Here is a 15393-nt window from a genome sequence, read left to right on the forward strand (position 1 = left end):
TCACTCCTGACTGTCCGCGACCGCCCGCAGCTGTGCGGGGGTCATACCCACCCGAGCGGCGAACGCGGCCAGATCGACGGTGTCGCCGGTGGATCCGCGCACCGTGCGCGCGGCGCTGACACCGAGATCGGCGACGGTCTTGGCCAGCGCGGCCGGAAACAGCCATCGACCCAGGTCGCGCTGGAACACCCGGGTGAGCCGGTAGGGCGCGGCCACCCGCGCCCCGGCCCGCGACAGCGGGTTGTCGGTGCGCAGCGAACTCATCCGCGCCGCCTCGTCACCGGGCACGAGCAGCAGATTGCGCCACAGCGTCGCGAACCGGATCACCTTCTCCCCCAGCGCCTGGGTGGCGTTGAACTCCAGATACGCCTTCTCGATGGTGGCGGTGTGCGTGGACCGGCTGCGCAGCAGCGTGTGTATGTCGCGGGTCTTGCGGTCGACGTCGTAGCGGTAGAAGCGGTCGGTGTGTGGGCGCGTCCACGCCACCAGCGCGGCGATCCGCTCGTCCGGCACGAGCCGCTGAGTCAGCGACAGCGCGTGATAGACGAGATTGTGCGATCCGGCGGCGGTGACCGCCTCCCGCACCAGGCCGTAGTCCAGGTCGTCGCCCGCGTAGCGCACCAGATTCCAGATGTCGGCGAGCTCGCGCACCCCGGTCTTGTAGTACGGCAGGTGGACGCACAGGTGGTGCAGATTGTCCTCGTGCGCCATGGCCCAGGCCGGAACGCCGTGGAAGTCGATGGGCCGCACTCGTTTCCAGATGGCGGCGTAGTCGATGGTGTACGGCGCGAGCGGCGTGATGAGCCCCCAGTGCGTGCCCACCACCAGCGCACCGTCGCGGGAGACGAACGACGGCAGGTGGTGCGAACGCCGCTCGCGCACCCGGGGCTCCTTGCCCAGCAGTTCCGAGACGCTGAACATGCCGAGATCCCGGTAGATCTCGACGGCGGCGTCGACCTGCTCGATATCGAGCAGGATGTCGATATCGTTCATGCGCTTGTAGTACGCGTCGCCGTAGACCTCGGACGCGAAGAGCATGCCCTTGAGCACGACGCAGCGGATACCGGCCGCGTCGAACCGCCGCAGCAGCTCCTTGGCTCCCACCAGCCGCCGTTCGTTGGCCGCGGCGATCTCGTCGGAGACGGCCTGGAACGCATCCGCCAGCGGCACCCGGTCGAACAGGCCCTCGGCGGTGAGCCGATGCTGGACCAGCGGCACGGTCGCATTGCGCCGCGCCAGATGCAGCACCTGCACCCAGTCCATCTCTCCGCGGGCCAGGTCGCGCAACTGGGCGCGCTCGGCGTCGGTGGGCGCGGCCAGGGCGGCGAGCACCAGCAGCCGTTCGGCGGGCGTGCCGCCCGCCGCGATGAGGGCGTCGGTCATCGGGAGGCTCCGATCTGGTCGGGGTGGAAGCCGAACCGGCGCGCCACCGCGTCGATCCGGTCGACGGCGACATCCAGGTGCTCGGTGCTCAGCGTGGCCATCATGGAGATCCGCAGCCGTTGCAGATCCCGTGGCACCGCCGGGAATTCGACACCGTTGACGAAGACGCCCGCCCGGTGCAGCGCGGCCACCACCTCGGCGACCGGCACGGTGGCGGGCAGGATGACGGGCACGATGGCCGTCATCGGGTCCACCGCGAACCCGCGCCGCCGCAGCGCCGCCGCGAAGTGGGCGGTATTGGCGTGCAGGGCCGCCACCCGTTCCGGATGGGCCTCGATGAAGTCGATCCCGGCCAGCACCGAGGCGACCACGGCGGGCGACAGCGAGGCGGAGAACATGTAGGAGCGGGCGAAGAAGCGCAGCGAATCCACCAGCGCCCGGCTGCCCGCCACGAAACCGCCGGTGGTGGCGAACACCTTCGAGAAGGTGCCCATGGCGATGTCGACCCCGCCGTCGAGCCCGAAATGTTCGGCCGCGCCGTGCCCGCGGGCACCGAGCACCCCCGTTCCGTGCGCATCGTCCACGGCCAGCAGCGCGCCGAAATCGTCACAGAGCGAGCGGATTTCGGGCAGCGGTGCGATATCGCCGTCCATGGAGTAGACGCCCTCCACGGCGACCACCACATTCGCGCCCGGATTGCGCCAGCGCACCTGCATGAGCCGGTAGCGCAGATGGTCGAGGTCGTTGTGGTCGAAGGCCATCGACCGCACCCGGCCCAGTTGGATACCGTCGTAGAGGCTGGCGTGGTTCTGCTCGTCGTAGATCAGGATGTCGCCGCTGCGCAGCAGGCCGGTCACCCAGCCGACATTGGCGGCGAACCCGGAGGAGAAGAGCATGGCCGCCTCGCAGCCCTTCACCGCCGCGAGCCGCTGCTCGAGCTCGAGGTGGAGTGAGGTGGTGCCATTGAGCAAGGGCGGTCCGCCGCAGCCGATTCCGTACTTCCGGGTGGCGGCCACCGCCGCCTCGATGATCTCCGGTTCGTCGGCCAGGCCCAGATAGTTGTTGGACCCCAGCATGATCACCTCGCGGATGTCCCCCGTCTCCGGGTCCCGCGCCCGCACCACCGGTCCGGCGGGGCCGGTGATCTCGCGCAGGACGAATCCCATGCCGCGCACCCGCTCCACATAGGGCCGGAAGTGTTCGAAACGCTGGTCGAAGGAGTGGGCGTCGGTGTCGAGATAGTGCTCCAGGGTGAAGTTCTCGGCATGTCCGGTGGGGTGGGCGTCGAGCGAGGTCATGCGGAACCCTTTCGTGCGATGAGCGTGACGGTGCCCGCGTGGCCGTCGAGCAGCACGGTGTCGCCGTCGGCGATGCGCCGGGTCGCCTGCGGCACGCCGACCACGGTGGGGATGCCGAGTTCGCGGCCGATGATGGCGGTGTGCGAGAGCAGGCTGCCCTTCTCACTGACCAGCCCGCCCGCGGCCACCATCAGGAACACCCAGCCCGGGTCGGTGGTGGCGGCCACCAGCACGCGGCCGTCGGTGACGGCGGCGGTGTCGGGTTCGGGCAACACCAGCGCCGGCGCTTCCACACGGCCCGGCGCGCAGCCGATTCCGGTGAGGACGGTCGCGTCGTCGAAGGCCAGGAAATCCGGTTCGGGCGTGTGCGCGGCCGCGATTCCGGCGGTGACGATGCGCGAGGGAGCCGCCTGCGCCCGCCAGGTCTCGTGGTCGCGTGTGCGGGCGGCCACCAGGTCGCGGGGCTGCGCGGTGACGGAGGTGCCGCGGGTGAGGGCGGCGATCTCCTCGTAGGTGAGATAGAAGACATCGCGCGGATCGTCGAGCAGCCCCGCCTCGTGCAGCTGTGTCCCCAACACGCGGAACACCCGTTTGACCATGCCGAAGCAGCGGCTGCGCCCCAGGCGCATATTCTCGCGCTGCTTCACCGTGGCGCGGGCTTGGGCCAGCACCAGGCGCACGAGCAGCCACCGCAGCGGTCGGCCGCGCAGGGCGCGGCGCAGCCGCAGCTCCGCCTCCCGCCGGATGCGCCGCTCCTCGGCGGTCATGGTCCGGAAGTCGATATCGCGGCGAATATAGTTGCGCAGCACCGGAATCAGCTTCTCGGGATGCTGTTCCAGCGAGTCCGTCTCCAATTTCAGCTCGTCCACGGTGCGGTCGCCGTAGGCCGCCAGATGCGCACGGTAGGCGGTCAGGAACTCGGTGTGGGCGTCGTCGTGCAGCTCCGCCCACACCCGCGCCGGGTCCCGATCGCTGTCGATCAGCGCGCGCAGGGCGGGATCGGTGGCCGCGCGGGTGGCCAGCGCCAGGGCCGAGCGCACCGGTTCGACGCTGTCCACGCCCTCCTCGCCGCAGAACAGTTCGTTGCGCAGGGTGTCCGGATTGTCGACACCGCTGTCCTGCAACAGTTTTCCGAGCGCGTGGAACAGTTGCTGGGCGATGAAGTCGTTGAAGATCTGCACCGCGTAGGCGGGAACGAGATCGCTGATCACGCGGTCGAGCCAGGTCAGCAGTGCGTGCGGGGTGCGCTCCCGATCCGGGGTGGCCGGGTCGAGGCGGTGGTCGAGATCGGCGCGGAATCGGTCGAGTTCGGTGAAGAAGTGCGCCAGTCGGCGCGGCAGCCGGAACCAGCCGAGCAGCAGTATCAGCACGACTCGCGCACGCAGCAGCAGGGTGCGGGCGCGGGCCCAGCCGCCCGCCGGTGGCGCGGGCCGCCGGTAGCGGTTCTCGATGCCGAGTGCGGCCTCCCAGCCCTCGATGGCGAAGTCCAGCCCGGGAATCCGGAGGAACAGCCGATACCAGTTGCTGATGTTGTAGTAGATCCGGCCGTGCCAGGTGCCCACCAGATACGGGTAGAGATCGGCGGCACCGGCGCGCACGGTCGCGCGTCGCGCGCCGAAATCCCGGTGGCAGACCCGGAACACCTGCTCGTAGGCCAGCCGCACGATGGAGAAGGTCAGCGGACTGGATACGCCCGGATAGGACTCGGCCACATTGACGTTGTCGAAGATGGTCTCCTGCGCGCCGGTCGCGGTGACCGGCCGCGTTTGCAGCAGGTGGATTCGGCCCGCGCGGTCGATGGCCCATTCCACGTCCTGCGGGGCGTCCAACCGCTCGGCCAACTCCACCGCCAGCCCGGTGAGTTCGAGCACCTGGGCGTCGGTGAGGGCCGCGGTGTCGACCGGCGGCACGGCGGTGACCGCGGTGCCGTCCGCCGTCGGCAGGACCGCGCTGGACTTCTCGCCGATGCTGCGGGCGGTGACGGTGCGGGAGCGGGTGTCGACGAAGTAGGTGTCGCAGTCCACGGTTCCGGAGACCACGCCCTCCCCCAGCCCCAGGCCCGCCGAGACCACGGCCTCGCCCGGATCGCCATTGCGCGGATTGCAGCTGAACACCACTCCGGCGGTGGCGCTGTCCACCAGTGTCTGCACGATGACGGCGGTGTCGGCGACGGCATTGCCCAGCCCGCGCCGCGCGCGATAGAACAGCGCCCGCTGTGAGTACGCCGACGCCAGACAGGCCAGTACGGCATCCGGTACCGCTTCGGGCGCGACATTGAGCAGGGTGTCGAGCTGTCCGGCGAAGGAGTCGGTGGCCGAATCCTCGCCCCGCGCCGACGACCGCACCGCCAGCCGACCCGCCCCCTCGAGCTCGGTGAGCCGCCGGTGCAGGTCGGCGGCGAGATCGTCGGGCAGTGACAGCGCGGTCACCAGCTCGGCGATGGCATCGGCGGTGTCGCGCAACGACTTCGGATCCTCGGCGTCGAGCGCGCCGAGCAGCGCGTCCAGCTCGTCGCGCACCGGTTCGAGAATGCGGGCGCAGGCCGCAGCGGTGAGTACGCAGAAGGCCGGTACCCGATACCCGTGCCGGTGCAGCCAGGCCAGCTTGGCGGCCTTGTGCCCGATGAGGGCCGGGTCCAGTCGGGCGGCGGCGGTCGCGTCGGCGACGGCGGTCAGTTCGGCGGCGGTCACAGGTCACCTCCGTTGGTGCGGCGGCGCAGGCGCACCAGCACGGGATCGGGAAGATTGGAGATCTGCGGGTTCTCCCGCACCCGCAGTCCGCCCGCGAGTTCGATGTCGTAGCGGGACAGCAGCATGGCCAGCCCCGCCCGGGCCTCGATCAGCGCCAGATGCCGCCCGACGCACAGGTGCGGGCCCCAGCCGAACGGGAAGTAGTGGAACGGCGACCGGTCCCGGGCGGCCGCCGGGAGGAAGCGGTCGGGATCGAAAACCAATGGCGCGGACCAGAACTGCGGTAGGCGCTGATTGACGAACGGGCTGATCACGACGATGGATCCGGCGGGCAGGTCGAAGCGGTCGAAGCTGTCGGCCGCCACGGGGGTGCGGCTGAACGCCCAGGCGGGCGGGTGCAGCCGCATGGCCTCGTCGAGGGCGCGGCCGGTCAGATCGAGGGCGGTGAGATCGTCGGCGGTCGGCGGGCCGCCCGCCAGTCGCCCGTCGATCTCGTCCACCACATCGCGCAGCACCGTGCGATTGCGGCACAGCTCGTACACGGCCCAGGCGATGGCCCCGCCGGTGGTTTCGTGCCCGGCGAGCAGGAAGGTCAGCACCTCGTGGCGCAGCTGGGTGTCGTCCATGGCGTGCCCGTCGTCGTCGCGCGCGCTCGACAGCCGATCCAGCAGGCTGCCGGAGCCGGTGCGGTGTCCGGCGATGACCTCGTCCACCACCCGGTGCAGCCGCGAAAGCGCCTGCCCGAACGCGCGATTGGCCGGTGTCGGCACCGACGGCGGCAGCGGAACGGGTGCCGCCATGTGTCGCATGACCCAGCCCACGCCGTGGCGCACATCGTCCTCGATCTGCGGCAGCACATCGTCCACGTCCGCGCCGAGCACCGCACGGCACACCACGTCGGCGGCGAAGCCGAGCACCTCCGGCACCAGGTCCACGATCTCGCCGGTATCGGCGTGGCGGTCCAGCCGCGCGGCCATGCGCTGTCCGCACTCCACCATGAGCGGCACCTCGTCGAGAACGTGCCGGCGGTGGAAGACCGGTTTGATGAGCGCCCGCTGCCGCTGCCACAGCTCGCCCTCGCTCACCAGCAGGCCGGGGCCTAGCAGATGGTGCAGGCTCGTATAGCTGATGCCTTTGCGGTAGTTGTCGGCATTGGTCATCATGACCTGCCGAATGTGGTCGGGGTCTACCAGCAGGTACAGCTGTTCGTGGGCGAGCCGGATGCGCACGCTGCCGCCGTGCGCGTATGCCTGCTCGTAGAACAGCGTCAACGGGTCGCGCCGATAGTCGAGGTAGGCACCCAGCGGATGGCGGGAGGACGGTCCGGGCAGGCGGCGGCCGGTGTCCCGGGCGAGCAGTGCGGTCACGGTGTCTCCTCGGTGGCGACGAACCGCGCGCGGGCGGCCGCGCGCTGGATCTTGCCGCTGGTGGTCTTGGGCAGCGCGCGCGGCGGCACCAGATGCACCGCGTCGGCCAGCACGCCGGTGCGGGAGCTGACGGCGGATCGGATCGCCAGTCGCAGCGCGTCCTGCTCGGCGGTGTCCACTTCGGTTTCCACGATCAGGTGCAGACCTTCGGAATGCGCGTCGGCCGTGCGGTTTCCGACCGCCGCCACCCCGCCCAGCCGGACACCGGGCACGGTCTGCGCGGCCTGTTCGAAATCGGAGGGGAAGTAGTTGGCCCCGCGAATGATGATCAGGTCCTTGCGGCGGCCGGTGATCCGCAGCCCGCCGTCCCGCAGATAGCCGAGATCGCCAGTGTCCCACCAGCTCCCGTCGACCACGCAGGCCGCCGTGGCGTCGGGCAGCTGGAAATAGCCCGGCGTGCGGGACGGCCCGCGGAACTGCACCGCGCCGAGCATATTGTCGTCGCAGGGCCGTCCCCGCTCGTCCACGACGCGGATCTCGGTGCCGGGCACCGCCGGACCGCAGTCCACCACCTGCACCGCATCGGGGGCGTCCGCGGGCACGTCGACCACGCGGGCCTCGGTCGCCAGCCGGTCCCGGGAGACGGTGTCCACGCGCAAGGTCGCGCGCGGCCGGTTCACGGTGATCGCCAGTGACGCCTCGGCCATGCCGTAACAGGGCACCACCGCGTCGCGCGGCAGTCCCCAGGCCGCGAAGCGGTCGGTGAACAGGCGCAGGGTGTCGGCCTGGATCGGCTCGGCCCCGCAGAACAGGAACCGCCACCGCGACAGGTCGACCCCGTCGAGATCCTCGTCGCGCACTCGCAGCGCGGCGTAGCCGTAACCGAAATTCGGTGCCGCGGCGACGGTTCCACCGTAGTCGCTGACATTGCGCAGCCACTCGGCCGGTGCCCGCAGAAAGCGGTTGGGCGGCATGAGTACCGCGCCGGCCCCCGCGAACAGCGGGGTCAGGGTGCCGCCGATGAGTCCCATATCGTGGTTGAGCGGCAGCCAGCCCGCCCAGTTGTCCCCGGGTCCCAGTCCACACACGCGGGTGATCTGCTCACAGTTGGCGGCGAGATTGGCGTGGCTGATCACCACGCCCTTCGGGCTGCCAGTGGAGCCCGAGGTGCATTGGATGAAGGCCGGATCGGTGCCGTCGGGCAGCCGGGGCTCGGCCTCCGGCGCGCCCGCGGTCACCGCACGTGCGTGCAGGTCCACACCGTTCACCACGATCGTTCCGGTGGGCCGGTGCGCGCCGAGTGCGTCGAGCACATCGGGGGCGGCCACCAGTGCGGCGGGAGCCAGATACGCGACCAGCCGGGCGAACTTGTCCGCGAACAGGCCGCGGCCGCCGAAACCGCTCGGCGGCGCGACCGCCACCGGGATCGCGCCCAGCAGCTGCGCGCCGAAGAACGCGGTGATGAACTCGGTGCCGGTGGGCAGGCACACCATGACCCGATCACCCGGGCGCACGCCGTAGTCCGCCAGGGCGGCGGCGCTGCGCCGGGCCGCACGGGCCAGGGCGGCATAGTCCAGTACCTCGGATTCGCCCGGTGCCGCGACGAAAACCACTCGGGCCGTCTGTGATTCGTTGGGCGCAGGCGAATCGTCGGTGAGATGTTCGAGCAGTGCGTGCACGATACTCGGATGTCGTGGCCGCAGGGCGGCGGGTGCGGCGGCGGTGAGGGTCATCGGATGGTCTCCCGGACGTGTTCGACAATGCGGTTCACCGTGTCCAGCCGGGCCGCCACGGCATCGGGAATGGTGATCCCGAAGGCGTCCTCCAGCCGCATGGTGAGGTCGATGGAGGTCGGCGAGTCCAATCCGTAGTCGACGAGCGGTGTGCCGCCCTCCAGATCGTCGGCCGCGACCCAGAGCGCCTCGGCCACGATGGCGCGTACCCGGTCTGCGACCGAATCCTGTGTCGATGTCATGCGAACAGCCGTCCTTCCTCGACGCAGCGGCGCACGGATTCCTCGAGGTCCACGCCGTCGGCGGTGTCGATGCGGTGGAAACGCAGGTCCGGAAAGGCCGCGGGGAGGAGCTGCTGCGCGCGCTGGTAGCCCTTGCGCAGTTCCGCCAGCAGTTCCGGCGTCTCGTGGGATTCCCGCGTGCCCTCGCCCACCCGGGCGGCGCAGCGCGCGGCGGCCTGCTCGGGCGGCACGTCGAGCCACAGCACCGCATCCGGCAGGCTGGTTCGGCACCGCCGCGCGAACGCCGGTACCGCCGCATCCGGTTCCAGCTGAACGAGTTTGGACACCTCGCCCAACAGATTCCAGATATCGGGGTCGGTGCCCAGTCGCGCCGCCTCGCCCGCGTACCAGGCCAGGATGTCGTCGAGGGTGCCGGGCGCGTGCCGATCCAGCACGTCGCGCACCTGCGCCTCGCGAGCGCGCGGATCGGTGTCCAGATCGGCGAGCAGGACGTAGAACGGCCCGTAGACCAGTGTTTCGACGAGCGGATGCCGCTCGCACACCAGCACATCCGGTTCGAAGGTGTCCACGAAGAACCGTTCGACCGGCCCGAACAGGGTCATTTGCAGATACAGCGCGATGGCCTTGCACTCCAGGCTGCCGATCTCGTCGCAGCCGTCACTGAACGCCTTGAGCTGGCGCGAGAGTCGATGCAGCGGGGCGTTGGCGGTGGTGTGGAAGTCCGGGCAGGTCATACTGCCGAAGCCACGGTCGCGCGGGGCCAACTCGCGCAGGCGCGCCAGCACCGAGGATTTGCCGCAGCCGTCGATGCCGACCAGGGCGATGCGGCGGGTGGGGTTGTCGTTCACTGCTCCGTGCTCCGCAACTGCTCGAGAATGGTGGTGGTGATGTCGCCGGCCGGGGCGGTGCCGTCCAGTTCGGTCCAGCCCAGCTCGGCTGACAGCCCCGCGAGGGCATCGTGGCTGCGCTGCTGGAACTCGAGGAATTCGTGCTCGTCGCCGTAGCCGCTCTCGTAGTCGCTGCGTTTGCGCTTGCGCGCCAACGCGTCCCGCGGGCTGATGCGCAGGTGGAAGGTGAGGTCGGGCTCCGGGAAACCGGATGCCAGCGCGCGCAGGACCGCCGGATCGCCGCCGTGCGCCACCTCGGTGGCGAAGTACTTGTACCAGTACGAGTTCATGAGCACGACGTCCGGGCCGCGCCGCGCGGCGAGATCGAGCGCCAATTGCATGGCGTGATAGAGGAAATGGGTGCGGCTGAGCGGGGTGAGCACCTTCAGGTAGCCGTAGATGGCGTCGGGTCGGTCGAACGGCAGTTTGGCCGACACCGCGGGGTCCAGGAAGGCATCCCAGATGGTCACCGCCGCCACCGTCTGCCCCTGTGATTCGAAGACGCTCGCCAGCCGCGCCACCTGGGTGGTCTTTCCGGAGCCGTCGCCACCGGCAATGCAGATCATCCGTTTGCGCGGCGACAGCGTCCGGACCGTCGGGCGGTCGGAGTAGGTTCGATCGGTCATGAGAGCGCCTCCTGATCGTGCGCGAGACGTAGTGGGTGTCGACCCCGGATCGGGTAGCGCCGCTACCGGACGCGGGGCGGCGGGCGCGGGTTCCGCGTCCCGCTCGGGCGGGGCGGTGTCGAGCAGGGTGACGGTGCCCGCGCCGCCGTCGATCCGGAGCCGCTGTCCGGAGCGAATGGCGGCGGTGGCGCCGGGAACATTGAGCACGGCCGGGATGCCGTACTCGCGGCCGATGACGGCGGCGTGCGAGAGCAGTCCGCCGACCTCGGTCACGACGCCGGTCACCAGGCCCAGCGCCGGGGTCCAGCCGGGATCGGTGAACCGGGTGACGAGAATGTCGCCGGGGCGCAGGTCGGCGATCTCGGCGAGTGATGCGATGACCCGCGCGGGGCCTTCCACCACGCCCGCACTGCACCCCAGCCCGGTGAGCACGCCGTCGCCGGCTTCGGTGTGCGAGACCGTCACGCCGGGGCCCAGTTCGTGCGGTGGCACCAGATCCCGGTAGCCGTCGAACATGGCCCGCCGGTAGCGGATCGCCGCCGCCAGCTCGTGACCGCCGCGGAAACCCTGTGCCAGATCGGCGATCTCGTGGATGTCGAGCATGTACACATCGGCCGGGTCGGCGAGGGCTCCGGCGGCGTGCAGCCGTGTCCCGGCCTCGACCACGTAGGCGCGCACGATGGCGTAGCAGCGGGAGGAGAAGTCCCGCATCAGCTCCCGTGCCACCAGGTACCGGCGGGCCAGTGCCAGCTGCCGGTCCAGGCTGCGCGCGAAGCGAACCCGGGTGCGCGGATCGGTCCGCACCCGCGCCCGCACGGCCGCCGCCTCGGCGTCGAAGCGGGCCCGCTGCTCGGTGAGCGACCGCTCCGGATCCGCGGGCGGGGTCCCGGCCGCGAGCATCGACGCGATCATGGCCCGAACGCGCGCGGGCTCCTCCGACCAGCGCGGACAGGTGATATCCAATTCCATATCGGCGTGGAAGCCGTGTTCGTCCAAGAACTCCCGCAGCGCCCGCCGCCACGCCTCCCCGTCCAGGCCCTCGGCGTCCGCCACCCGGTACAGCCCGACAATGCCGCGCTGCATGGCCATGTGGCTCACCTCGGCCAGTCCGCCGATGAGCGCCAGCACCTGGGTGCTGCCGTCGGTGGCGGCGTCGATCTTGGCGAGCAGCGTCTTGAAATCCGATTGGACGGTGGTGTTGTGGTAGATGGTGGTGAAGTAGGCGCGTTCGGTGGTGGCGTGGAACGACAGCAGACAGTCCACCAGTTCGGCGGTGAAGGTCGCGGTGTCCACACTCGGCAGTCGCGCCGCCCGCTCCCGCCAGCGCGCGTACTTGGCCTCCCAGCCCCCGGCGAACCGCTCCACCTCCGTCAGTTGCCGGGTGGTGAGCCGCCGCAGTGCCAGCGCGGTCGGTACCGCGCGGGCCACCGTCAGCGCGTTCGTGGGCGTGCGGTCCGGCCCGTCCGGCCCATAGTCCACGTTCACGCCCAGATCGGCGTCGAAGATGCGCTCGTCGTAGCCGGGCACGCCCGCGTAGGCCCGCTTCACCGCCGCCACGTTCCAGTAGGCGCGGCCGTAGTGCATGGCCATCCAGGCGGGTTCGTCGTCGAGCAGTCCGAGCCGGGTGAAGAATCGCTGCATGGACGCCTGGAAGGCGTTCTCGTACAGCGAGAACATGAGCGGGGTGCAGACGCGGGCGGAGACGCCGCCGTCACGGAAGTCGGCGTCGGTGAGCTGTTCGATATCGGTGCGCCAGGCGATGGCGGTGACGGCTCGCGATTGCAGCAGCCACAGCCGTCCGTCCGTTCCGACGGCCCATTCCACATCCTGCGGCCGATGCCGGAATGCCTGGACCCGCAACAGCATCCGGGTCAGTTCGGCGATCTCGGCGGCATCCAGCAGCACCGGTTCGTCGCCCTCGCTGCGCTGCACCACCGTGCCGTCGACCAGCCGGACCGTGAGCCGCAGCGGTGTCACGTGGCCGGACACCAGGCGCTCCCCCAGCCCGGCGCAGCACTCCACGACTGCGTGCTCCTCCCTGCCGGTGATCGGGTCGATGGTGAAGCCCACACCGGCGGTGCGGGATTCGACCATGCGCTGCACCAGCACCGCCACCCGCGCCCGGGCCGGATCGAAACCACGGCGTTCCAGGTAGCCGCGCACCCGGTCGTTGTGCGCCGAGGCCCGGCAGTCGGCGATGCGGCGGCGCAGCGCGTCCCGATCGCCGATCTCGAGGTAGGTCTCGTACTGTCCGGCGAAGCTGGCGTCGTCGAGGTCCTCGAGCACCCCGCTGGAGCGCACGGCCACCGGGTAGCCGCCGACGGCGGCGATGAGCGCGTCCAGTTCGGCATCGGTCAGCAGGTCCGGATCGGTGTCACCGGGAATCACGAAGCCCGGCGGCACCGGGAATCCGGCGGCGCTGAGTTCGTGCAGGGTGGCCGCCTTGCCGCCCGCGGCCTCCACCCGGAAGTCGGGTGCGCCCAACAGCATGGGAACGGTCATGGTGACTCCTCGCGGTGCGGGCGGTGCGGGCACGATCCGCTGCCGCCGCGCCAGCTCGGCCGCGGCCCGCACCCCGGCGACGGTCAGCGCGCCGTAGGACGGGCTCGGCGTGTCCGGTTCGAAGCCGAGGGCGATGGTCTCGGCCATACAGGCGTAGAGGGTGCCCGGCGGCAGCTTGGTGCCCGGGAAATCGGGGACCTGACCGTCCGGCAGGCGCATGCGACCGCCGGACAGCACGGTGACCCCGGGCAGCGCGGCGGCGCCGGGATCCACATCGCCCGGGACCGCGAGGTCGTAGACGAGGACGGGGTGGTCGGTAGGCAGCTGGTCGGCCGTGAGCACCGGGGTGGCCGCATTGGTGGCGGTGACGATCAAGCGGCAGTCGCGCAGCGCGGTCATATCCTCGCGCACCGCGACCCGGTCCGGATCGCCGAGCCGCTCGGCCACGGCCCGCAGCCGTCGCGCGGAACCTCGCCGACCCACCAGCAGTAGCGAATCGACGTGCGGGAGCAGTAGTTCCGCCATGACCGCCCCGATATTGCCGATGGCTCCGACCACGGCGACGCGGCGCTCCCCGGCGGGCAGCGCCGCCAGCTCCCGGCGCATGAGCTCGTAGGCGCACGCGGCGGTGAGCGAGTTGCCGGAGGTGATGCGGGCGGTGTCCTCCACCACGGCGCGGGCGGCATCGGTGACGATCGAGGTGTAGCCGCCCAGACCGATCACACCGGCCCCCGCGCCGATCGCGAGATCCACCGCGTCGAGCACCGCATCCCGCAGCCATGCGCCCTCGCCGTCGCGCTGCATGGTGACGGCCTGCTGTGCCGAGAACGGCACGGCGATCATGGCGACCTCGACCTCGGCCCCCGATACCGACCGGATGCGTTGCCGGGTGACCTCGAAGGGCCGCAGCACGCCGCGCAGCCGCTCCATCAGGGCCTCGCACTGATGGTCGGACCACGCGGCCAGCTCCGGTGCCAGCAGCCGCAGATCCCCGGGGTGTTCCAGATTGGCGAGGAAGGCGACGCGCGGCGGGCCGTCGAGTGCGGTGGCGGGCTCGGGGCGGCGGCGCTCGAAATCGGGTGTGTGCGTGGGCAGCGGGGTCGGATGCGCGGCGGGCAGGGTGAGATGGTCGAGCAGGGCCGCGTAGTCCGCGCGGTGTAGCAGGTCGGCCACGGCCTCGAAGGCCGTCGCGATGCGGTCGATATCGGCGACGCCGAGGTACGCCGACGGCTGCACCCGCAGCGTGGCGGGGGCGGACAGGGTCGGCAGCACCCGGATGCCGTGCCGGTGCAGGAGATGTCCGGCGACCAGATACCCGAACCATTCCTCGTCCAGGAACGCACGCAGTACGGGCGATGCCGGTCGGGGCGGGCGCAGTTCCACCGCCAGCAGCAGCCCGCGCCCGCGCACCCCGGCGATGACATCCGGTCGGCGGTCGGCCACCGCGTGCAGCCGATCGCGCAGCCGGGTACCGGTGGCGGCGATGCGTGGCAGCAGTTCGGGTATGAGATCCAGTGCGGTACACGCGATCTCGGACGAGTAGTCGTCCTCGGCGAAGGTGGAGGTGTGCTGTCTGCCGAACTCGGGCAGATACCGGTCGCGCTGGACCAGCAGCGCCGAGATCTTGGCCAGACCGCCGCCCAGTGCCTTGGACAACAGGTAGTAGTCCGCGTGCACACCCGAGGGCTCGGCGGCCAGGAAGGTGCCGGTACGGCCCATGCCGCTCTGGATCTCGTCGAAGACCAGGGCGGCCCGGTGACGATCGGCCAGGGCGCGGACGGCGCGCAGCACGTCGTCGGACAGCTCGTACACGCCGCCCTCGCCCTGCACGGGTTCGACGAAGCACGCCGCCAGCCGGGACGCGTGCCGGACGGTCGGCACCGGCGTGCCGGATGGTCCGAAGGATATATCGCAGAACGTGATTCGTTCGCCGTCCAGAGCCCGTTCGAGGGTGTTCGGCGCGGTGGCGTCCAACCGGACCACCTCGGGTCCGAACATCGGGCGGCCATCGTCGGCGGCCCGGTCGGTGAGCACCGCCGCCGCGGCGGTCTTCCCGTGGAAGGATCGCGTCAGCGCCACGAACAACGGCGCGCGTTCCCGCAGCGCTGTCACGTCGCTGATCGATTGGGCGAGAAGGGATTCCACCGATCCATCCCACGGAGCGGGCAGCGGTTGCCCGGCCACACCGTCACGTCGGGCGCGGCGCAGGGTCCGCTCCAGGTCCGCCCGCACGGCCGACAGGTACCGCGACCGTTCCAGCGCGGCGTGCTTGACGGCGGCCTCCACCGCCTCGGCTCCCGTGGACGCCAGTGTGACCACGTACTCGGCCCCCGTCGATGCCCCGACCAGGGCGGACAGGCGCGCACTCAGCCGGGCGGCACCGGCGCGCACACTGCCCTGCACCGCGAACGGCCGCCGTGCCTGCAATGCCGTCTCCGCCGCGCGGATCAGGGCGGGATGGTTGTGGCCGAACAGTCCGGCCCCGTGTCCGCCCACGAGATCGAGTACCGCGCGGGCGGCAACGCCGCCGCCACCATCCAGCGTGGCGGGGACCAGCGTGTCGTACTCGGCCGCGCGGTAGTCGGCGTCGAGATGGAAAGCCCGGAGCAGCCGGGTTATCTCGGGCCGGGCGTAGCGGCCGTACACATCACTCGGATCGGCCATG

8 protein-coding genes are annotated in these 15393 nt (G+C 70.9%); all 8 read right to left on the bottom strand.

Annotated features, from left to right (window positions below):
• Genes FOH10_RS13475 through FOH10_RS13510 form a run of 8 tightly spaced genes read right to left on the bottom strand, consistent with a single transcriptional unit; the run spans position 1 to position 15392 of the window.
• A complete protein-coding gene (locus FOH10_RS13475) occupies positions 1-1383 on the bottom strand; it encodes a nucleotidyltransferase domain-containing protein (protein ID WP_143980948.1) in 1383 nt (460 codons plus the stop codon).
• Positions 1380-2681, bottom strand: coding sequence for an aminotransferase class I/II-fold pyridoxal phosphate-dependent enzyme (locus tag FOH10_RS13480; protein WP_143980949.1), 1302 nt, complete (start codon positions 2679-2681; stop codon positions 1380-1382). The genes FOH10_RS13475 and FOH10_RS13480 overlap by 4 nt, the downstream gene beginning before the upstream one ends.
• The gene (locus FOH10_RS13485) at positions 2678-5371 is read right to left on the bottom strand and encodes a PEP/pyruvate-binding domain-containing protein (RefSeq protein ID WP_143980950.1); all 2694 of its coding nucleotides are present in this window, start codon (positions 5369-5371) and stop codon (positions 2678-2680) included. Before FOH10_RS13485 ends, FOH10_RS13480 begins: the two co-directional genes overlap by 4 nt.
• Positions 5368-6738 (bottom strand): cytochrome P450, encoded by a 1371-nt coding sequence (locus FOH10_RS34800; RefSeq protein ID WP_186000826.1) that lies wholly within the window; start codon positions 6736-6738, stop codon positions 5368-5370. Before FOH10_RS34800 ends, FOH10_RS13485 begins: the two co-directional genes overlap by 4 nt.
• A complete protein-coding gene (locus tag FOH10_RS13495; protein ID WP_143980952.1) occupies positions 6735-8471 on the bottom strand; it encodes a fatty acyl-AMP ligase in 1737 nt (578 codons plus the stop codon). The genes FOH10_RS34800 and FOH10_RS13495 overlap by 4 nt, the downstream gene beginning before the upstream one ends.
• The gene (locus FOH10_RS13500; protein ID WP_143980953.1) at positions 8468-8713 is read right to left on the bottom strand and encodes an acyl carrier protein; all 246 of its coding nucleotides are present in this window, start codon (positions 8711-8713) and stop codon (positions 8468-8470) included. Before FOH10_RS13500 ends, FOH10_RS13495 begins: the two co-directional genes overlap by 4 nt.
• Entirely contained in the window at positions 8710-9561 is an 852-nt protein-coding gene (locus tag FOH10_RS13505; protein ID WP_143980954.1) for a hypothetical protein, read from the bottom strand. The genes FOH10_RS13500 and FOH10_RS13505 overlap by 4 nt, the downstream gene beginning before the upstream one ends.
• Positions 9558-15392: an aminotransferase class III-fold pyridoxal phosphate-dependent enzyme gene (locus FOH10_RS13510; RefSeq protein WP_186000827.1), complete on the bottom strand. Its 5835-nt coding sequence runs from the start codon at positions 15390-15392 to the stop codon at positions 9558-9560. Before FOH10_RS13510 ends, FOH10_RS13505 begins: the two co-directional genes overlap by 4 nt.
• Position 15393: the final 1 nt, after the last annotated feature.

It is taken from the genome of Nocardia otitidiscaviarum (assembly GCF_007362295.1).
Taxonomy (GTDB): Bacteria; Actinomycetota; Actinomycetes; order Mycobacteriales; family Mycobacteriaceae; genus Nocardia; species Nocardia otitidiscaviarum.

What these genes read in the sequence shown, in the direction of transcription:
- FOH10_RS13475 (WP_143980948.1), bottom strand. Translation starts at nt 1,383, where the DNA reads ATGACCGACGCCCTCATCGCGGCGGGCGGCACGCCCGCCGAACGGCTG.
- FOH10_RS13480 (WP_143980949.1), bottom strand. Translation starts at nt 2,681, where the DNA reads ATGACCTCGCTCGACGCCCACCCCACCGGACATGCCGAGAACTTCACC.
- FOH10_RS13495 (WP_143980952.1), bottom strand. Translation starts at nt 8,471, where the DNA reads ATGACCCTCACCGCCGCCGCACCCGCCGCCCTGCGGCCACGACATCCG.
- FOH10_RS13500 (WP_143980953.1), bottom strand. Translation starts at nt 8,713, where the DNA reads ATGACATCGACACAGGATTCGGTCGCAGACCGGGTACGCGCCATCGTG.
- FOH10_RS13510 (WP_186000827.1), bottom strand. Translation starts at nt 15,392, where the DNA reads ATGGCCGATCCGAGTGATGTGTACGGCCGCTACGCCCGGCCCGAGATA.